The organism is Candidatus Accumulibacter contiguus (genome assembly GCF_036625285.1).
GTDB classification, from domain to species: Bacteria; Pseudomonadota; Gammaproteobacteria; order Burkholderiales; family Rhodocyclaceae; genus Accumulibacter; species Accumulibacter contiguus.
In genome coordinates this window covers 237,653-256,904 of record NZ_JAZKUC010000001.1, presented here as the reverse complement: position 1 = coordinate 256,904, position 19,252 = coordinate 237,653, and the positions used below count along the sequence as shown (strand labels likewise).

The 19,252-nt window shown below is 62.1% G+C and carries 19 protein-coding genes and 5 pseudogenes; 7 read left to right on the top strand and 17 right to left on the bottom strand.

The genetic code is table 11. The annotated features are described in order from the left end of the window. Positions 1–6 precede the first annotated feature (6 nt). The 4 genes and pseudogenes from V5B59_RS01260 to gmk form a co-directional block, all read right to left on the bottom strand. A pseudogene (locus V5B59_RS01260) lies at positions 7–1,383 on the bottom strand (D-amino acid dehydrogenase); the annotation flags it as partial. Next, positions 1,275–3,467: pseudogene (locus tag V5B59_RS01255) on the bottom strand (RelA/SpoT family protein); the annotation flags it as partial. The pseudogenes V5B59_RS01255 and V5B59_RS01260, both read right to left, overlap by 109 nt. 31 nt (positions 3,468–3,498) lie before the next feature. Continuing rightward, positions 3,499–3,705 carry a DNA-directed RNA polymerase subunit omega gene (gene rpoZ / locus V5B59_RS01250; protein ID WP_034919311.1) on the bottom strand — a complete coding sequence of 69 codons (207 nt, stop codon included), beginning with the start codon at positions 3,703–3,705 and terminating at the stop codon, positions 3,499–3,501. A 20-nt stretch (positions 3,706–3,725) separates the two neighbouring features. After that, complete coding sequence (gmk, locus tag V5B59_RS01245; RefSeq protein WP_034919314.1) at positions 3,726–4,334, bottom strand: guanylate kinase; 609 nt, start codon at positions 4,332–4,334, stop codon at positions 3,726–3,728. 224 nt (positions 4,335–4,558) lie between these two features. Here gmk and V5B59_RS01240 point away from each other — a divergent pair, with 224 nt between their 5' ends. Continuing rightward, positions 4,559–4,909 (top strand): hypothetical protein, encoded by a 351-nt coding sequence (locus tag V5B59_RS01240; protein ID WP_034919317.1) that lies wholly within the window; start codon positions 4,559–4,561, stop codon positions 4,907–4,909. Between the two features lie 61 nt (positions 4,910–4,970). On the opposite strand, the gene V5B59_RS01235 is transcribed toward V5B59_RS01240, so the two are convergent. The 7 genes from V5B59_RS01235 to V5B59_RS01205 all read right to left on the bottom strand — a co-directional run bounded on the left by V5B59_RS01235 (position 4,971) and on the right by V5B59_RS01205 (position 11,893). Next, the gene (locus tag V5B59_RS01235; protein WP_034919321.1) at positions 4,971–5,210 is read right to left on the bottom strand and encodes a glycine zipper domain-containing protein; all 240 of its coding nucleotides are present in this window, start codon (positions 5,208–5,210) and stop codon (positions 4,971–4,973) included. A gap of 12 nt (positions 5,211–5,222) precedes the next feature. Then, positions 5,223–5,606 carry a hypothetical protein gene (locus V5B59_RS01230; protein ID WP_211203384.1) on the bottom strand — a complete coding sequence of 128 codons (384 nt, stop codon included), beginning with the start codon at positions 5,604–5,606 and terminating at the stop codon, positions 5,223–5,225. A 76-nt stretch (positions 5,607–5,682) separates the two neighbouring features. Next, entirely contained in the window at positions 5,683–6,753 is a 1,071-nt protein-coding gene (locus V5B59_RS01225; RefSeq protein ID WP_034919326.1) for a CobW family GTP-binding protein, read from the bottom strand. 88 nt (positions 6,754–6,841) lie between these two features. Beyond that, positions 6,842–7,039: a YbdD/YjiX family protein gene (locus tag V5B59_RS01220; RefSeq protein WP_034919332.1), complete on the bottom strand. Its 198-nt coding sequence runs from the start codon at positions 7,037–7,039 to the stop codon at positions 6,842–6,844. 5 nt (positions 7,040–7,044) lie between these two features. Further along, a complete protein-coding gene (locus V5B59_RS01215; protein WP_169070416.1) occupies positions 7,045–9,108 on the bottom strand; it encodes a carbon starvation CstA family protein in 2,064 nt (687 codons plus the stop codon). A 368-nt stretch (positions 9,109–9,476) separates the two neighbouring features. Continuing rightward, positions 9,477–10,193: a two-component system response regulator BtsR gene (btsR, locus tag V5B59_RS01210; protein WP_169070417.1), complete on the bottom strand. Its 717-nt coding sequence runs from the start codon at positions 10,191–10,193 to the stop codon at positions 9,477–9,479. Next, positions 10,187–11,893 (bottom strand): sensor histidine kinase, encoded by a 1,707-nt coding sequence (locus tag V5B59_RS01205; RefSeq protein WP_169070418.1) that lies wholly within the window; start codon positions 11,891–11,893, stop codon positions 10,187–10,189. The genes btsR and V5B59_RS01205 overlap by 7 nt, the downstream gene beginning before the upstream one ends. Before the next feature lie 65 nt (positions 11,894–11,958). On the opposite strand from V5B59_RS01205, the pseudogene V5B59_RS01200 reads away from it, so the two are divergent. After that, positions 11,959–12,180, top strand: a pseudogene (locus V5B59_RS01200) (ISAzo13-like element transposase-related protein); the annotation flags it as partial. A gap of 271 nt (positions 12,181–12,451) precedes the next feature. Here the strand turns inward: V5B59_RS01200 and V5B59_RS01195 are convergent. From V5B59_RS01195 to V5B59_RS26040, 3 genes and pseudogenes are all read right to left on the bottom strand, one after another. Continuing rightward, positions 12,452–13,192: a hypothetical protein gene (locus tag V5B59_RS01195; protein WP_169070419.1), complete on the bottom strand. Its 741-nt coding sequence runs from the start codon at positions 13,190–13,192 to the stop codon at positions 12,452–12,454. 50 nt (positions 13,193–13,242) lie between these two features. Beyond that, entirely contained in the window at positions 13,243–13,599 is a 357-nt protein-coding gene (locus tag V5B59_RS01190; RefSeq protein WP_169070420.1) for a hypothetical protein, read from the bottom strand. A 1-nt stretch (position 13,600) separates the two neighbouring features. Beyond that, positions 13,601–13,684 (bottom strand): annotated as a pseudogene (locus V5B59_RS26040) (ISAzo13-like element transposase-related protein); the annotation flags it as partial. Positions 13,685–13,705: 21 nt separating this feature from the next. Between V5B59_RS26040 and V5B59_RS01185 the strand changes: the two are divergent. After that, a complete protein-coding gene (locus V5B59_RS01185; protein ID WP_248594846.1) occupies positions 13,706–13,873 on the top strand; it encodes a DUF3567 family protein in 168 nt (55 codons plus the stop codon). A 35-nt stretch (positions 13,874–13,908) separates the two neighbouring features. Here the strand turns inward: V5B59_RS01185 and V5B59_RS01180 are convergent, their stop codons facing one another. Next, a complete protein-coding gene (locus V5B59_RS01180; protein ID WP_169070421.1) occupies positions 13,909–14,691 on the bottom strand; it encodes an anti-sigma factor family protein in 783 nt (260 codons plus the stop codon). Position 14,692: 1 nt separating this feature from the next. Further along, positions 14,693–15,190 (bottom strand): sigma-70 family RNA polymerase sigma factor, encoded by a 498-nt coding sequence (locus tag V5B59_RS01175; RefSeq protein ID WP_169070422.1) that lies wholly within the window; start codon positions 15,188–15,190, stop codon positions 14,693–14,695. A 192-nt stretch (positions 15,191–15,382) separates the two neighbouring features. On the opposite strand from V5B59_RS01175, the gene V5B59_RS01170 reads away from it, so the two are divergent. The 3 genes and pseudogenes from V5B59_RS01170 to V5B59_RS01160 all read left to right on the top strand — a co-directional run. Further along, positions 15,383–16,294 (top strand): metallophosphoesterase family protein, encoded by a 912-nt coding sequence (locus V5B59_RS01170; protein ID WP_169070423.1) that lies wholly within the window; start codon positions 15,383–15,385, stop codon positions 16,292–16,294. Between the two features lie 37 nt (positions 16,295–16,331). Further along, positions 16,332–16,652 (top strand): cupredoxin domain-containing protein, encoded by a 321-nt coding sequence (locus tag V5B59_RS01165; RefSeq protein ID WP_248594838.1) that lies wholly within the window; start codon positions 16,332–16,334, stop codon positions 16,650–16,652. 135 nt (positions 16,653–16,787) lie between these two features. Continuing rightward, positions 16,788–17,139, top strand: a pseudogene (locus tag V5B59_RS01160) (response regulator); the annotation flags it as partial. Positions 17,140–17,172: 33 nt separating this feature from the next. Here the strand turns inward: V5B59_RS01160 and V5B59_RS26035 are convergent. Next, positions 17,173–17,496 carry a hypothetical protein gene (locus tag V5B59_RS26035; RefSeq protein ID WP_169070425.1) on the bottom strand — a complete coding sequence of 108 codons (324 nt, stop codon included), beginning with the start codon at positions 17,494–17,496 and terminating at the stop codon, positions 17,173–17,175. 332 nt (positions 17,497–17,828) lie between these two features. On the opposite strand from V5B59_RS26035, the gene V5B59_RS01150 reads away from it, so the two are divergent. Further along, positions 17,829–19,064, top strand: a complete 1,236-nt coding sequence (locus tag V5B59_RS01150) for an NAD(P)/FAD-dependent oxidoreductase (RefSeq protein WP_169070426.1) — start codon at positions 17,829–17,831, stop codon at positions 19,062–19,064. Positions 19,065–19,252 lie beyond the last annotated feature (188 nt).

Genomic DNA, 19,252 nt, shown 5'->3' with positions numbered 1-19,252 from the left:
GCGGACTCAATGGAAGCAAAAGCCTGGTTCGGGCAGGAAGCGAAAACCCGGCTCGGGCGAACGGCCGCTGACGATATCGGCGAGCGCGGCGCCGGAACCGCAGGCCATCGTCCAGCCGAGCGTACCGTGACCGGTGTTGAGATACAGGTTGGGAATTGCCGAGCGGCCGATCAGCGGCACATTGGACGGTGTCGCCGGACGCAGACCACACCAGAACCGGGCTTCGTCGGCCGGTCGCAAAGCCGGGAAAAGCTCGCCGGCCCTCTTGGTCAGGGCCTGGCAGCGCACTACGTTGAGGTCGGTATTGTAACCATTGAATTCAGCCGTACCGGCAATGCGCAGGCTTTGACCAAGACGCGAAAAGACAATCTTGTGGCCATCGTCGGTGATGCTGACACTCGGTGCGATGCTATCTGCTGACAGCGGCACGGTGGCCGAATAACCCTTCGCCGGGTAAACCGGCAGATGCAGGCCGAGGGGACGCAGCAACAAGGGCGTATAGCTGCCGAGCGCAGCGACATAGACATCGGCCTGGTGCAACTCGCCGGCGGCGATCACTCCGGCCACCCGACCAGCCACCACACTCAGCCGGTCAACCGCGACTCCGTAACGAAAGACCACGCCGCGTGCCGCACACAGGGCAGCAAGCTGCTGCGTGAAGCGGTGGGCATCGCCGGATTCGTCGGCAGCCGTATAATCGCCGCCGACCAGCAGCGGCCTCGCCGACGCCAGCGCCGGCTCGATGGCGATGCACTCGTCGACGCTCACGGTGCGTCGCTCACAGCCAAATTCACGCATCACCGCAGCGGCTTCGATGGCGCTGGCAAACTCGCGGCGGTCGGTATAGATGTGCAGGATGCCACGTTCGAGATGATCGTAGGCCAGTGCGGTTTCAGCACGCAGCGCCTGTAACTGGCGACGGCTGTAGAGGGCAAGAGTGACGATCTGGCGAATATTGTCGCGCGTTCGCCGCGCCGTGCATTCGCACAGAAAGCGCAGACTCCAGTCAAGCAGAGCGGCATCGCAACGCAGACGGAAAAGCAGCGGCGCATCCTCGCGCCGCATCCAGGCCAGGGCACGCAATGGAGCGTGCGGGTTCGACCACGGTTCGGCGTGTGAAACCGAAATCTGGCCACCATTGGCGAAGCTGGTTTCCAGCCCGGCAGCGGACTGACGATCCAGCACCGTCACCTGGTGTCCTGCCTTGGCCAGATACCAGGCGCTGGTGACTCCGACGACACCGGCACCCAAAACGACAAGCTTCATGCAGTCAATCCCTGATCGCGCGTGATGCGCACCACCTCGGGAATGCGCCGCAGACTGCGCATCAGGCGCGCCAGAGAAGTACGACTGGCCACCTGCACCGTAAAATGCAGTGTCGTATACAGTCCGGGACGCTTGTCTTCCATGTTGACATGCTCGATGTTGGTGCCGGAAGTCGATATCTCGGTGGCGATCCGCCCCAGGGCGCCAAGAGTATTCTGCACCACGATCAGCAGGCGCACGCTGAACAGCTTGCCGGGCTCCGGTTCCCACTCGACATCGATCCACTTCATCGGTTTGGCATTACGCGCCTTGCGAATGGCGGGGCAATCATGCGTGTGGATCACCAGACCCTTGCCCTTCCAGATCGAGCCGATGATCGGGTCACCGGGAATCGGCTGGCAACAGGGCGCGAACTGAACAGCCATGCCTTCGGTGCCGCGAATCACCAGCGAAGCGGGCGGCCGGTCAACCGGCTGCGGCGTTTCCTCGCGCGCCAACAGGCGGCGAGCGACGACACCGGCGAGGCGAAAACCCAGACCGATGTCGGTGTACACCTCCTTGATCAGTTTGTTTCCTGAATCGCGCAGCACGTTCTTCCAACTGGAAACCGGCAGCTCTGAGGCGACCACGCCCAGCGCCCGCAACTCCTGATTGAGCATCTTTTCACCGAGCGCGGTCGACTCGTCATGGTGGACGCTCTTCAGGTAATGGCGGATCTTGCTGCGCGCCCGGCCGGTCTTGACCGACGTCAGCCAGGCCACGTCCGGATGCGCGTCGGCGGCGGTGACGATCTCGACCCGATCGCCGTTGGTCAGTTCGGTCATCAGCGACAGCATTTTGAAATTGATCTGCGCGGCAACACAGTGGTTCCCGATATCCGTGTGCACCGCATACGCCAGGTCAACCGCCGTGGCGCCGCGTGGCAAGGCGATGATCTTGCCTTTGGGCGTAAACACGTAGATCTCGTGCGGAAACAGATCGACCTTGACGTGCTCGAAAAACTCCGAAGTATCTCCGGTCGCGCTCTGCAGGTCGAGCAGCGAGTGAAACCAGGTGGTCGTTTTCTGCTGCAGATCGGCACCGAAGTCCTCGCTATCCTTGTACAGCCAGTGCGAGGCAATACCTTCCTGCGCCACGTTCTCCATCGCTTCAGTGCGAATCTGCACCTCGAACGGGGTGCCATGCGGACCAATCAGCGTGGTGTGCAGGGACTGGTAGCCATTGGGCTTGGGAATGGCAATATAGTCCTTGAACTTTCCCGGCACCGGCTTGAACAGCCCGTGCAGCGCACCGAGGGCGAGGTAGGCGGTGGGCACATCGCGTACCAGCACGCGGAAACCGTAGACGTCGAGCACTTGCGAGAATGACAAATGCTTGTCGAGCATCTTGCGATAGATCGAATACAGGCTCTTCTCGCGACCGAAAACCTGCCCCTGTACGCCGGCCTCGCGCAGCTTGCCGGTGATCCCTTCGAGAATTCGCGACAACAGCTCGCGCCGGTTACCACGCGCCGCCTTGAGCGCGCGCGCCAGAACGCGTGCGCGCATCGGATAGATGAGCTGGAAAGAGAGATCCTGCAACTCGCGGAAAAGCTTGTTGAGACCGAGCCGGTTGGCAATCGGTGCGTAAATCTCGAGCGTCTCGCGAGCGATGCGGCGGCGTTTGTCGGCACGTACCGCCGCCATCGTCTGCAGATTGTGATGACGATCGGCGAGCTTGATCAGCACCACGCGCAAATCGCGCGCCATGGCCATCAGCATCTTGCGGAAATTCTCCGCCTGCGCCTCTTCTTGAGACTGAAACTCGATCTTGTCGAGCTTCGACAGGCCATCGACGAGATCAGCGACCGGTTTGCCGAAACGCTCGGCAATTTCGCTCTTGCCAACCGACGTATCCTCCATCACGTCGTGCAAGAGCGCTGCAACCACTCCCTCGACATCCATTTGCCATTCAGCGATGGCGCCCGCCACCGCCAGCGGATGGGTGATGTAGGGTTCACCCGACAAGCGCTTCTGCCCACGATGCGCGTGCTCGCTGAACAGATACGCTTCTCGTACGCGCTCGATCTCTTCCGGCGGAAGATAGCTCAGGCTGTCGATGAAGACATGGAATGCCGGATCGTCCTCGGGAAGTGCCGACTCAGAAGTGTTTCCAGCCACTGGCGATGCAGCGGACAGGCTGGCTGCAACCACGGGATCCATGATCTCGTCCTGCGCCACCGCGGGATTGCGGTCAGGCCTGACCGCGGTTGAGAACTTCCAGGCCGACCCTGCCGACAGCGATTTCACGCAGCGCAATCACCGTCGGCTTGTCCCGACCGGCGTCGACCAGCGGTGAAGCGCCGGCAGTGATCTGACGGGCACGGTAAGTAGCCGCCAGGGTCATCTGAAAGCGGTTCGGAATACGATATAGACAGTCGTCTACGGTCACTCGTGCCATGCAAATATCTCCCTGGATAATCAGCGCATTGTTGCGAACAGGATGGAATGTCGCTGACGCTGGGCGGAGTAACGAAGCCGCGTCGCGCGAACCACTGCCAATAGATCGTGCAGCGCACGCTGCAACTCGTCATTGATAATAACATAGTCGAATTCCACCATATGCCGCATCTCTTCGCGTGCCGCGGCGACGCGGCGAGCGATCGTTTCGGCAGTATCCGTCGCGCGCGCGCAAAGCCGGTGCTCAAGCTCGGCGAGTGACGGTGGCAGAAGGAACACGCTGATGGCTGTCGGGAACAGTTCCCGCACCTGCTGCGCGCCTTGCCAGTCGATCTCGAGGAGCACGTCCTGACCGGCAAGCAAGGCGGCTTCGATGCCGCTTCTTGATGTACCATAGTAGTTGCCATGTACCTCCGCCCATTCGAGGAAATCACCCTTGCGAACCTTCTCGAGAAAATCCGGCACACCAACGAAATGGTACTCGACACCATCTCGCTCACCCAATCGCGGTGCGCGCGTGCAGTGAGAAATGGACACGCGAATGTCCGAATCGTTCGCCAACAACAACCGCACCAGCGTCGTCTTGCCTGCGCCGGAAGGCGCCGTGAGAATGTAGAGATCTCCAATCATGTTTTCGGCCAGTGTGTGCAAGTCACAATTGTACCCGCGCCCCCGGCGCTGTCGACAGGCGACGCCAGCATCAGCGCTGCCACGCGTGCAGGCGCTGCTGCCGAAGCTGTGGCCGAATGACCGAACGGCAGGGGCACGCTCCTGGCGATCATGGGCATGGACGAGCCCGCCGATACCGACGAAAATTACGGCTTTGCGATGACCACCCGGCGAGGAGCAAGCGAATGTCCCGATCGAAATGGATGCAGACCAGCGCGGTACTGTTGGCCGTGCAATCGCTGGCCGGTGCTGCCGTGCCGCTCAAGATCGTCGGTTTTGACGACATGTCGTGCCGTACCTGGTCGGCATCGAAGGACGATGCCGACCAACGTGCGCTCTATGTCGCCTGGGTGCGCGGCGTTCTCACCGGTCACAACTACGCCAATCAGAGCCAACAGGTATCGGTCATCTCCAGCGGCACGGTCGAGCAGTACGTGAATCGCTACTGCACTGAAAAACCACTCGGCCTGTTCAGTGATGCGGCATTGCGTCTGACTGACCAGTTCTCGGGCCGCAACATGGCGATCACCAAGTAAGCGTAGACCTGGCTCCTCGGCAGTGCGCTGCCCGGAGCTTTGCGGCAGGCCAGACGCCGGCTCAGTAGCCCCGCTGCTCCTGCTGCTGTTTGCCCTTGATATTGCCGACCGTTCCGCCAATCACCCCGCCAACTGCTGCGCCGGTCCAACCGCTGCCACCGGAGATTGCCGCAATACCGGCCCCCGCAGCGGCGCCAATCGCCGCACCGCTGATCGTTCCCTGCTCGCGCGAACTCATGTTGGTGCACCCCGTCGCGGCCAGCGCCGCCGCAAGTGCCACAGCCAATGCAGTTTTTTCCATCTCGCTTCTCCCTTACTTGGTCTTGGGTAGTGCGGGCACCACCATTTCGAACCAGATGGTCTCGACCACCGGGCGCTGCAAGCGCTCGGGGTGCGCCGCGTACCATTGGTTCAGCGCTTCCAGCACACTACCCAGAGTCTGCTCCTTCATCCCTCTGGCGACACGTGGCGAAAAACCGCCCTCGACAACCAGTGGATTGTCTGCGTTATATGCTGCCTCGACCTGAACCATATTGGCCAAGCCGACTAGGTAAGCCTTCTTCACGTCTTCGGAGGACTTGATCCAGAGCGTGCCATCGACCAGCGGCACCTCGACTGCGCCAACAGCACCACAAGTCATCGCCATTGTCACGCACGCGGCAAAGCGAAATTTACGGAAACCAGATCCAATCGTCATTTCTTCTGCTCCAGGACAAGGAGTTTGCAGGCTACCACGCCGCGATGATCATTTGCAGTGGAATTTTCTGCGTGGGCTACTGCTCTGCCTTGCCAGGATGGCCTTTAGCCGCCTCGGCAGCGTTCAGAAACAGGTCGCGTAACCGCGCTTCCGGCAGGCGTTTGCCGATCAGCACGATTCTCGACGTGCGCATCTCCCTGCTCCCCCAGACTTCACCGTAATCGAAGCCGGCGACGCGCTGGACTCCCTGAAAAATCAGCTTCCGGTCCTCGCCAGGGATTGCCAGGATGCCCTTGTAGCGCAGCAGATCGTCGCCCAGTTGGTCGATCAGCGACTGCACGAAAGTGCCGATTCTTTCGAGATCGACTTCCCCGGCTTCGAGCAGGAAAGACGAGATTTCGTCATCATGCGCGGCCGGGCGGCGAGACCATCGGACGGCAGCCGGAACCGCCTGCGTCGGCAGCGGCATGAAACGGACAGGGGAAGGGCTGGCGCCGTCGGCCAGCAGCGAGGCATCGAGATGAAAGCCGCCAATGCCGAGCAGCGAACCCGGCGTGGCGCGACCGTGCTGCAGCGCCTGCTGCGGTGCTCGCGGGTTGATGCGGCGCAGGCGCTCCGACAGATCGGCAATTGCCTGCGGATCGACGAGGTCGCACTTGGCGAGCAGCAGGCGATCGGCGAAACCGACCTGGCGCTGGACGACGGGGTGTTGATCGAGCTGTTGCCAGGCGTGCAGCGCATCGACGACGACGACGATGCCGTCGAGCAGGAAGTCGGCGCGCAGTTCGGACGCGGCAAAGAAGGTCTGCGCGACGGCGCCGGGGTCGGCCAGCCCGGTCGTTTCGATGAGGATCCAGTCGAAGGACAGTTCGCCCGCGGCGCGTTGTGCGGCGAGGTCCTGCAGACCACGCACCAGGTCGGCGTTGACCGTACAGCAGACGCAGCCGTTGCTCAGCTCGACGATGGCACCGCGCTGGCGCGAGATGAGCTGGCTGTCGATGTTGACGGCGCCGAACTCGTTTTCGACGACGGCAAAGCGCACGCCGTCGGCGCGATTGAGCAATTCATTGAGAACGGTGGTCTTGCCGGCACCGAGAAAACCGGATAGCAGGGTGACGGGCAGTGCTGCGGCGATGGGCTGATTCATGGACCTTGGACAAGAAGAAGCGAAAGAGAAGGGCCTCGACCGGCGCTCCTCGTCTTCGCAGAACAATGCTGCGGGCCGCACCGGCGGCTCAGCAGCAGCCGCCGGAACGGCCGGCTCCGTAGCGCGCTTCCTGACGATTGCGGAAGAAGTCGGTTTCATTCATCACCGGCAGTTCGGGATGCGTCGCGCGCATGTGGGCGACATAGGTTTCGTAATCGGGCAGGCCGACCATCAATCTGGCTGCCTGCCCGAGATACTTGCCGAACCGGGAAAGGTCGTTGAACAAGGGGTTCAGGCCTTGGCGGTCGGCATTGCCTGGTAGGGCATTTCGCTCGTCGTGACCTTCTGGTCACGCATTGCCTTCAGACAGGCGATGATCGTGTAGAACAGCATGCTGACCACGACGAAGATGAAAAAGGTCGCCAGCACCGCGTCGAGGTGGTTGTTGAAGACGATCTGCTGCATCTGCTCAACGCTCTTCGCCGGCGCGAGGATCTCCCCCCTGTCGAGCGCAGCCTGGAACTTGTCGGCGAGTGCCAGGAAACCGATCTTGGGATTGGCGTGGAAGACTTTCTCCCAACCGGCGGTCAGCGTGCACACCAATAGCCAGCACGCCGGAACGATCGTCACCCAGGCGTACTTCTGCCGCTTCATCTTGAACAGGACCACCGTGCACAGCATCAGCGCCACACCGGCCAGCATCTGGTTGGAAATGCCGAACAGCGGCCACAGGCTGTTGATGCCGCCGAGCGGATCGACCACCCCCTGGTAGAGGATGTAGCCCCAGGCGGCGACGCAAAGGCCGGTAGCGGTCAGGTTGGCCGGCCAGGAGTTGGTCTGTTTGAAGGACGGCACGAAGGTACCCAAGAGATCCTGCAGCATGAATCGTCCGGCGCGCGTCCCGGCGTCGCAGGCGGTGAGGATGAACAGCGCCTCGAAGAGGATCGCGAAGTGATACCAGAAGGCCATCATCGTCTGCCCGCCGAAGACCTGCGAGAAGATCTGGGCCATTCCCACGGCCAGCGTCGGTGCGCCACCGGCTCGCGACAGGATGCTGTTCTCGCCAACGTCCCTGGCGGTCTGCACCAGCACTTCCGGGGTGATCACGAAACCCCACTGCGAAATCACCTGGGCAGCGCCTTCGACGGTCTTGCCGATGACTGCGGGTGGGCTGTTCATCGCGAAGTAGACGCCCGGATCGATGACCGAAGCGGCGACGATCGCCATGATCGCCACGAAGGATTCCATCAGCATGCCGCCGTATCCGATCATGCGCGCGTTCTTCTCGTTGTCGAGCAGTTTCGGTGTCGTTCCCGACGAGATCAGCGCATGGAAGCCCGAAACCGCACCGCAGGCAATGGTGATGAAGATGAACGGGAACAGGCTTCCCGACCACGCTGGACCGGTGCCGTCGACGAACTGGGTGACGGCCGGCATGCGCAGGTTCGGTGCGACATAGACCATGCACAGCGCCAGACCGACGATGGTGCCGATCTTCAGGAAGGTCGACAGGTAGTCGCGCGGCGCGAGCAGCAGCCAGACCGGCAACACCGAAGCGACGAAGCCATAGATGATCAGCATCCAGGTCAGTTGTTTGCCGTTGAAGGTGAACAGCGGAGCCCAGGTGGCGCTCTCCGCCACCTGCCCGCCGACGATGATCGCCGCGATCAGCAGCACGAAACCGACGATCGAGATCTCGCCAACACGTCCGGGACGGATGAAGCGGTTATAGACGCCCATGAACATGGCGATCGGGATCGTCGCGGCGACGGTGAAGGTTCCCCACGGGCTTTCGGCGAGCGCCTTGACGACAATCAGCGCGAGTACTGCGAGGATGATCACCATGATCATGAAGGTACCGAACAGGGCAATGATTCCGGGGACGAAACCCAGTTCGGACTTGATCAGATCGCCGAGCGAGCGGCCGTCACGGCGTGTCGACACGAACAGCACCATGAAATCCTGCACCGCGCCGGCGAGGACGACGCCGACGATGATCCACAGCGTTCCCGGCAGGTAGCCCATCTGCGCCGCCAGTACCGGGCCGACCAGCGGACCGGCGCCGGCGATTGCCGCGAAGTGATGGCCGAACAGGATGTACTTGTTGGTGGGAACGTAGTCGAGACCGTCGTTGTGGCGAACAGCCGGTGTCGCCCGTGTCGGGTCGAGTTGCATGACCCTGTCGGCGATGAACAGGCTGTAATAGCGGTAGGCGACGAGATAGATGGAGACCGCGGCGGTGACTATCCACAAGGCGTTGATGGTTTCGCCCCGCGATAGCGCCACGATGCCGAGGGAGAATACCCCGACCGCCGTCAGGAGCCACCAGATGGCATGTTTGGAAACGATGTTCACGATTCCTCCAGGAGTGAGTTGCGTCATGGCGGCCTGCCACGGCTTCTCGCAAAGTCGCTGTGGCCGTCTCGGGAAACCGGTCGTCGAAGCCTGAGAATGGCCCATTGACCAGGCACTGGCAGGAGGTGAAACCTTGGCATGGCGACTCCTGACGTGGTGCGCCACGAAATCTAGCTCCGATCAAGGCCGCACGGCGTGTTATCTGGCGAGCGGTTGGCACGCGGATTGAGCGGCGTTCTGGGCGTTGTGAATGGCGCTGCTCTTCCTGCCCGGAAGAAGCGCAGGTTCCCAGAACTGTCGCGGCTGGCAGCAAGGGGTTGGGCGGGCAATGGCACGCTTCGATGCAAGGCGGACGGTTTCGAGCGTGCTCACGGAATGAGCAGGCGGTCCTTCATCTCGCGCAGATGCCGGCGACTGACCGGCACCCGCCTGCCGCTGCGGGTGATGATCTCGGCGGCGCCATTGTCGAGCAATTCGATTTCGGTGATCTGGTCGAGGTTGACCAGGAACTGCCGGTGGCAGCGGATCAGCGACGTGCGCTCCTGCAGGATCTTGAGGCTCAGTTCGGTGGTTCCCTGCCGCTGGTTGCCGATGACCTGCACGCCGGCGAGGTCGGTGTGGATGAATTCCACTTCGTCGAGCGCCAGCAGGAAGATGCGGTTGCGGCCGAAACAGGGAATCTGGCGCAGCTTTTCGGTCGATCCCGGAAATGCTCTGGGGGAGTGGCGTACTCCCGAGCGCAACCAGTCGAGCGTGCGGGCGAGACGCTGCGGATCGATGGGTTTGAGGAGATAGTCGGCGGCGTGCTCCTCGAAAGCCTTCAGGGCGTGTTCGTCGTAGGCGGTGACAAAGACGATCTGCGGCAGCGCCGAGGCGTCGATCATGCCGACCATTTCGAGACCGCTGAGGCGCGGCATCTGGATGTCGAGGAAAACCACGTCGGGGCGGAGGCGATGGATCGCCGACAGCCCCTCGATGGCGTTGGCGCATTCGCCCAGGACCTCGACGTCGGGGGCAGCAGCCAGCAGCGCCTTGAGTTCCTCGCGCGAGGGCGCTTCGTCATCGATGATCAGTGCGGTCAGCATGGCGCCAGCTCCTCCTCAATGGGCAAACGGATGGCGACGCGCGTCCAGCAATCGGGTTCGCAGCTCACCTCGATGCCGTAGGCCGCGCCGTAGCGAATCTTGATCCGCCGATCGACGAGGTTCATTCCCAGTCCGTCGCCATCGGGCAGGGGTCGATACAGGCCGGCGCTGTCTTCGATCATAATGGTCAGCACGTCGGCCTGGCGTTCGGCGCTGACCCTGATGGTGCCGGGTTCGAGCATCTGCGAAATGCCGTACTTGATCGCGTTCTCGACGATCGGCTGCAGCGAAAAGGCGGGCAGACGCAGTGGCAGCAGCTCGTCCGGGATGGAAAACACGACCTCGAGGCGATCGGCGAAGCGCGCCAGTTCGATGTGCAGGTAGGCATCGACGTGTTCGATTTCATCGCCGAGCGTGGCTTCCTTGCCGACCCGCTTGAGGCTCTTGCGGAAGAAGGTCGACAGATACTGCACGAGCTGTCGCGCGGCTTCCGGGTCGCGGCGAATGACCGCCGCCAGCGTGTTCAGCGCATTGAACAGGAAGTGCGGGTTGATCTGCGCCTGCAGGAGCTTGATTTCCGATTGCGCGAGCAGCCGCTTCTGCTCCTCGATCCGGCCGGCCAGGACCTGGTTCGAGAGCAGGCGGGCGATCCCTTCGCCGAGAGTGCGATTGAGCGAGGAGAAGAACTTCCGCTTCGGTTCGTAGAGCTTGATCGTCCCGAAGACGCGGTTCTCTTCGCCGCGCAGCGGGATGACCAGGCACGAGCCGAGCTTGCAGTCCTTGCTGACTGAACAACAATAGGGAACGGTGGCGCCGTCGGCATAGACGACGTCATTGTGTTCAATGGCGTGCCGGGTGTGTGGCGAGGCAATCGGCGTTCCCGGCAGGTGATGGTCGGCGCCGACGCCGACGAAGCCGAGGAGCTTCTCGCAATCGGTGATCGCCACCGCGCCGACGCCGGTTTCTTCCTGAATGACTTTCGCCATGCGGCTGCAGTTGCTCTCGTTGAAACCCTGCATCAGCACGCCGACCGAGCGCTCGGCGATACGCAGCGCTTTCGCCGAGAAGGCGATCGAATACTTCTCGAGCGTCTCCCGGCGGTCGAGGATCAGGCGCATGAAGAGGGCCGCGCCGAGGGCGTTGGTCAGCGTCATCGGCAGCGCGATATGCGCGACCAGCCGGGCGGCCTGATCGAAGGGTCTGGCCATCAGCAGGATGATCAGCATCTGCATCCATTCGGCGAACAGCGTCGTCCCGAGCGCGATCATCGGGTTGAGCAGTTGCTCGGCACGATGGCGGCGCAACAGGTAGAAGTGCAGACCGCCACCGATCAGGCCTTCGACAGTCGTCGACACCGCGCAGGCCGTGTCGGTAAAACCACCGAGCGAATAGCGGTGCAGACCCCCTGTAAGGCCGACCGCCAGTCCGACGATCGGCCCACCGAGAAGCCCCCCGAGTACGGCGCCGATGGCGCGGGTATTGGCAATGGCGCCTTCGATCTGGAAACCGAGATAGGTGCCCATGACGCAGAAGCCGGAAAAGACCAAGTAACAGACCAGTTTGCCGGGCAGGCGCACGGTGACCTGCATCAGCGGCGCGAACAGCGGCGTCTTGCTCAACAGATAGGCAATCACCAGATAGACGCACATCTGCTGCATCAGACCGCCGATCAACGCCAGGTGATTGATTTCCTCGAGCATGGTCCGAATGTCCGAAAATGACTGCTACCGATTCTACGACCTTGGCGTGACAACGACAGTTCTAATGGAACAAGATCGAGCATCGGATGTTCTGCCACATCACCGCCAATTGGCACGAACGACCGCTAGTGAGCCGGCAGCTTGTGGTCAACCGGATCGGCAACACGACCACCGATAGCGGCTTGCGGATTAGGGCTGCGCTCGACGAAAACGCCTACTCGTCGGGAATCAAGCTCTCGGAGGAAGAACTTGCCTCGCTGGACATTGAGCGCGACCAGTTTCATGGTGTAGTTGTTGAGACTGGGTGTAGAGTCGAGATGTGGCGCGGTAGCATTAGGTCTGGCTTCACTGATGTTCTCCGAGCCGGGAAAGGCAGCACGTTTTCGGGGAAGACCATGTCCTGCTGATACTCGGCAGCGACCATTTTCCAGGCAGCGTCGAAGCGCTCACTCTGAGCCAGGGCGCGAAAGGTCAGGATGGCTTGACCGCCATCGATGGTCCAATGTTGACCGGATCGCTTCATGCGCTGGGTGACCAGGGTCTTGCAAGTGGCTTCGATCACGCCGGAGCTAATCGGTAGGTTCTGGGCGCGGAGCCTGGCGTAGTCCATGCGCGATCGATTGCGCCGAAAGTACTGTAGTTCTTTCTCGAGCGTAGCTTACGTCGGCGGTGATAGGTCAGGGTCCGGATGACTTTGCCGACGCCGTCCTCGGCATCGAGCATCCGTTGTCGGTATTCCTCGGCCTTCGCTTTGGCCTTGGGGGAAGCCTCGCCGTAGATGGAATCGAAGGCGCGCCGCAGATGTTCGGCGGCGTGAAAGAAATCCACCACTTCAATTCCCGGCGGCAGTTCCTTGGCTAGGAATTCCCAGTGGTCGCGCGCCCCATCGGCGACTTTGACCAGGCGCAAGTTCGGCTGCTGCCGGAAGGCGTTTTCCACTTCCGCTGCCAATTGGCGCTTCAAGGTCGGCTTCTTCGACTCCGGCATGCGACCATAGCGCACCGTTCGCAGGCGCTCGCCTTGCCCATCGTAATGGCTGACCGTCCCGCAACCTACCTCGCGACAGCCCGCTGGACCACGGGTTTGCTTGCCTTCCTGCCGGCTCTGCTCGCGTTTGGCCTCGCGCTGTCCGTCCTTCATCGGCACCATCACGCCATCCAGCGATACCGCCAGCACCGCCGCACCGGCGACCTCCTCTTCCTGCGCACGCAGGGCCGGTTCCCATTCCCGGCGCCCCAGTTCCCACTTCTCGCTCACGCCCTTCGGCAAACGGTCCAGGCTGCTGCGGGAGGGATTCATACCGCCCAATTCGCGAAACAAGCTTTCACTCTCGCTCGGGCTCAGATGCGTCACCGCCCATAGCCCATCCGCGCCGCCAGCGGCGTGAAGAAACCTTCCACTATTCCAGCACGCCATTCCAGCGGGCATTCGCTCTGCCCGTTCGTCCCCACCGCACGGTAGCGGTGCCGCAGCACGCGCACCGGCCCAGCCGCCGTCAGGTATTCACCGTAGCCACTGATGACCCGTCGGTGCAGCACTCCGCTAATGAAAATCTCCGGCAGACTGACGTCCAACCGCGCCAGTTCTTCCCCAACAAATTCGCGCTCCGCTTCGCTGAAGCGTTGCCGTACCTCCCGCTCGAAGGCCTCAAACCCGCCTTCATGCTCACGACCGCTGTGCCGACGCTCGTCCATGAACTTCAGCATTGCGCACACTCCTGGCAGTCCATCTCAATGGCGATTCCGGGTCTCCTCTTGTGACGGGTTCAATGAGCCCTTCCAAGTCACTTACCCGGTACAACAGGGTTTTGAGCTGGTCGACAAGGCGGCCAGCCGCAGCCTTTATGTCCAGGGATCAGTCGCACGGGACTTGCGCCAGGCCATCGACGCCATTCCCGACAATGAACGCGACGAAGAATCGATCGACGCCCTCCTCGACACCTACTGCGCTGGTGCAGCACGCCCGATCGTCCTGCACTGAGTTGGGGCTGCTCTGCTCCCGATGAGTGCTGGTTTTCAGCCTGCCGCCTCTGCCAGGCCCATGTAAGTCTCGGCGAAAGTTCTGATGGCCGCCGGATTCAGGTCAGAAATCGCCCAGAACGTCATGCCTGCATGGGTCCAGTGCAGCAGGTTGAATCCCTGCTTCGACGATGCCTGCATGGCGGCGGCGGACGCTTGCGTGTCCGGCCAGATGAAAAGATCGATCACGTGCTGGCGGTGGCGGTAAACAAGTGCCGCAACCGGACGATTGTCAAGGTAGTCGAGACGCGCGCCGACGAGAGGGAATCCCGCAGTGGTCAGATCGGTCACCGGCGGCGAGAAATCGAGCTTCGAACTCAGCCAGGGTTTGACGGTGTGCCGATCGGAGGATGCGATTTCCGCCAGATGGTTCGTCAGCACCGCGCGCGCGTGACCGGCAAGGACCTCGCTGCCGATACGCTCATCCCGCGATCCGGTTTCGAGTTGAATGACGGCAGTCCAGGTTATCAACACGCTCGCCGCAACCGCCGCGAAGAGCGCCAACCATTGTCGGCGAGGGGTGTGCGGAGGGGTGTACGTTTTGCCGGCTGATTCACGGGTCGTTCTGAATCCTGCGCGTACGCGCGCCGCGAGCGCTTCGGGCGCCGTGTAGTACGTGGCCTGTCCCTTGATCGCCTTATGCAATGAGGTTTGCAAGGCGTAGGCTTGCGCGCACGCCGCGCACGATTGCAAATGCGCTTCGATGCCGGACGCCGTGACCGGGTCGAGTTCGCGGTCGAGATAGCCGTGCATGTAATTACGGGTTCGCGCGCAGTCCATATCAGGATTCCTGGTCGAGTTCTTGCAAAGCGTGCAGCAGCAGTTTGCGCGCGCGTGACAGGCGCGACATCACGGTCCCGAGCGGGATATCAGCGATCTCGGCAATCTCGCGATACGACAGGTCTTCGAGTTCGCGCAACACGATCACCTCACGGAATTCCGCCGGGATCTGCTCGAGCGCGCGGTGCACGCACCGCCGCGTGTCTTCTGCATGCAATAAGCGCTCGACGCTGTCGCCGGTGGTCGCCATGTCGTAATCGACGGCCGCGACCGTGTCCTCGTTATATTGCACGTTCAGCGTTTGCGCCCGATTCTTTTCAAGCCACGTGTAATACGTGTTGCGCACGATGGCGAGCAGCCATGCGCGCGCGTTGCCGCCGTGAAAGCTTCCGAAAAACCGGTACGCGCGCAGGCAGGCTTCCTGCACGACGTCTTCGGCGTCGTGCTCGTCGCGCGCGAGCCAGCGTGCCAGGTTATAGGCCGCGTCGAAATGCGCCATCACGGTTTCCTCGAATCGCGTCTGCCGTTGTGGTTCCAAGCTCAAGTCCAAGGCGATTGATGTGCTGCCGATACTACCGATTGGGTGCACGTTTTATTCCCGTGCCGGCCGGGAATATTTCCGTTGCCGCGCCGGTTATAGGGAGGTGGCAAGCGCGACTGTATCTCAATCCACCAAAAACAGGAGACGGCAATGAGCAATGCGATCGACAGACGGGATTTTCTCAAACTTGCGGGACTCGGTGGAGTGGTGTTTGCGTCCGGCCTGCCGGGCTTTGCGCTGGCGGCAGGGCAGGACGAATTCTACTTTGTGCAATTGTCGGACTGCCATTGGGGCTTTGAAGGTCCGCCCAATCCAGACGCGAAGGGCACGCTGAAGAAGGCGATCACGACGGTCAACGCGCTTGAACGGCAGCCGGATTTCATCATTTTCACCGGCGATCTCACGCATACGACGGATGATCCGGCGGAACGTCGCCGGCGACTTTCCGAATTCACTCAGATCGCCAGCGATCTCAAGGTGAAAACCGTTCGCTTCATGCCCGGCGAACACGATTCTGCGCTCGACAACAGCGCGGCGTACAGGGAATTTTTCGGCGCCACGACTTATACCTTTGATCACAAGGGCGTGCACTTCATTGTCGTCGACAACGTGTCCGATGCCGGCGCGAGCATGGGTGGCGAGCAACTCGAGTGGCTCGCCGCCGATCTCAGGCAGCAGAAAACCGATTCGCCCATCGTCGTATTTGCCCACCGACCGCTGTTCGCTCTGTATCCGCAATGGGACTGGGCGACGCGCGACGGAGCCAGGGCCATCGACCTGTTGCTGCCGTACAAAAACCTGACGGTGTTCTACGGCCACATCCATCAGGAACATCACCACATGACCGGCCATATTGCGCACCATGCGGCGAAATCGCTGATATTTCCGTTGCCCGTCGCCGGCAGTGTGCCCAAACGTGCGCCGCTCGCATGGGACGCGTCGGAGCCGTACAAGGGGCTGGGCTTCCGCGGTGTCAGCGTCGACACCCAATCGGGGCAAACCGCGCTCAGCGAATTCACGGTCGTCAAGAAAGCGCAAGCAAATGCTACTGACAAAACGTGAAGCACAACTGCTCATTGCCGTGGCGAGCGCCACGGCAATGATGACCGCTGCCTATGTCGCCGCGCAAGCCGTCGCGATGGACGAGCAGGTGATCAAGATCACCGCCAGGAAGTTTGCATTCACCCCGCACGACGTGCAGCTCAAGAAAGGCGTGCCGGTCATCCTGGAATTCACCACGCAAGACGTGTTCATGGGATTCAACGCGCCGGACCTTGGTGTGCGCGCCGATATTGTGCCGGGCAAGACCACGCGCCTGCGCGTGCTGCCGGCCAAGGTCGGCAAAGTCGAATTTCTATGCGACGTGTTCTGCGGATCGGGGCATGAGGAAATGAATGGGATGATCACGGTGCTTGATTGAACAAGAAGGCCGGGCAAGCGCACGAGCGGGAGGGCAGAAGAGGGAAGTTTCCTGAACGTCGGCTTCCCGTCCACGCTCGCGGCTGGCTGTCCGTGGGCGACGACGACGGCCGCGGAATGTACTACCATCGTGGTCATGAAGATCCTCATCGTCGACGACGAGCCCGCCATTTCCGACACCCTGGCCTATGTTCTGCGAGCCGACGGCTTCACCAGTGATTGCTGCATTCTCGGGGCGGAAGCGCTGACCCGGCTGGCGGCCGGAGAGCACGATCTGGTCGTTCTCGACGTCGGTCTGCCGGACATGAGCGGCTTTGACGTCTGTCGCGCTCTGCGGCGGCATTCGGACGTGCCGGTGATTTTCCTCACCGCCCGTGCCGACGAGGTGGACCGCATCGTCGGGCTGGAACTCGGCGCTGACGACTACGTCGCCAAGCCCCCGCGAGGTGGTTTCCCGGGTGCGGGCGATCCTGCGCCGGGCGCATCCCGAATTTTCAGTCTGGACCTTTGCGCATTGGCACCTACCAGGTAATGCGCTGGTCGAATTCGTACTCCGGCACCGGTTGTGGCTGCCGTTCGTCCTCGGCCAGGGTGGCGCCCGGCCTCTCCCATAGCGGGGGCGCACGGGCGGGCATCAGGCGTGGCGGCGATGTCGGTTCGCCCAGATGGGTCAGGATGTCGCGAACGGCCCCGGCGTCGGTGATGAAGGCGATGATTCGCATCTCGCCACCACAGCGTGGGCAGAGGAGCGGAAAGACCTCATAGATCCGCGCGAGCAGCAGCGCCCAGGCGTAACGGGCGAACAGCCGTTCCAGGCCCTGGCGGTCGGTCCCTTCGACGCGCACGCTGGCGTCGACCGTGTGAAGCAGAGTGGCTCCCGGAGCATCACTTGGCCCGGTTTGTTCTGGCCGCGGTCAATCAGATGGACCTGAGCGTGCGGCCGAAAAAGGCGTCTGGCCGCCGCGGGCCGCAGCCGATTACGTTCCTGAACGACATTGCCGATTGACATGGGCAGAAAAGCGCGGCGATACTTCGCGAGAGATCGCTGAATTTCCTGTCCCTTTAGGACTGCAACCATGGCGTCTCCCCCCGGGGATTTGCCGGACGGCGGGCCAGGTCCGATCGTTACCTGGTAAACCGGACTGCGCATGACCCAGATGCCTCAACAGGGAACTCAATGTCCGAAAAGCGCAAGCGCAAGCGCATCACCATCGTCGGCGGCAATTTCGCCGGCCTGACGGCCGCGATCAAGTTGTCACGCCACCATGTGGTGACGGTCATCGACCCGAGCGAACACTTCGAGTGGTTGCCAAACATCCACGAGATCTTGTCAGGCGTGAAGACGCCCCAGGGACTGCGTCTGGACCGCATCGCCATCGTCGAGCAGGCGGGACACCGCTTCCTGCGGGATCGCGTGACCGTACTGCAGCCGGCGCAGTGCCGCTTGGCTACGGCCGGCGGCTGTGAACTGGGCTTCGATGCCTGTATCGTGGCGGTGGGCGCGCTATGGAACACGCATCACACCCCGGGCGCCGACCGCTACGCCATGCGGTTTCGCAGCGTCGCCGACGCCCTGGCGATCGAGCACAGGTTGCACATGCTCGTGCAGCAAGGCAAGCCGCTGCGCATCGTCATCGCCGGCGGCGGCATCTCTGGCATCGAGGCACTGGGCGAGATACTGCGTCGCCACCGCGACGATGCCAGTCTGTCGGTCGAGCTGGTCGAAGCCAGCGCCCAGCTGCTGCCCGGTCTGGCGGCGGCACTGGATGCCGATCTTCGCCGCCTGTGCGAGCCGTATGCGGTGAAGTTCCGCACCGGCACGACGATTGCCAGCGTATCTCCAAAAGGCGTGCGCCTGACGGACGGCACGCGGCTGCGCTCCGAGCTCACGCTATGGACGGCCGGTCTGGCACCGCCAGCGCTATTGTGCGAGTCGGGCCTGGCGCGGCCACCACAGGTCTGGGCGGACGTGCACCAGACGCTGCAGAGTCGATATTTCGACAACACCTTCGTCGTCGGCGACGCGTCGCAGCTGCCGCAAGCCGTCGGCAAGCAGGCCTACAACGCCATCGACATGGGTGCGCTCGCCGTGGCCAACGTCGCGCACTTGCTCGCCGGGCGCACACTCAAGCCGTTCATGCCGGCGCCCAAGCCACTGCTGATCGCGTTCGGCGACCTGCAGACCTATCTGGTCGCGGGCAGCAGCGTGCTCGCCAGCACGGTGTTGGCGGGCGCGAAGGAAGGCGTTTATCAGCTGTTCATGTCGCAGATGGCGCCGAACGGCGTGCTCAACTCGTTGCCGGCCGCAGTCGGCCGGTTGTGGCAGAGCTGGCACAAGCTGGCCTTGCCGCAGCTGTTGTCTTTGGCCGATTTCAAAAATCTGCCCGACCTAAGGGGAATCAGGCTGCTTTAGACGGCCGATGCCTACCGCTATCCCTGATGCTCTGTCGCAATACGCATCTCTGCTTGCAGTGGGTCAAGCCATCGATCTCCAACAAAGGGTTTTCCAATGCCGGCATCGTGATATTGCCAACCTATATCGGCCGGCGTCCCGGCTTTGAGCACCCGTTCCGGTGGCAGGCTGCAATGGATGGCCAGGCG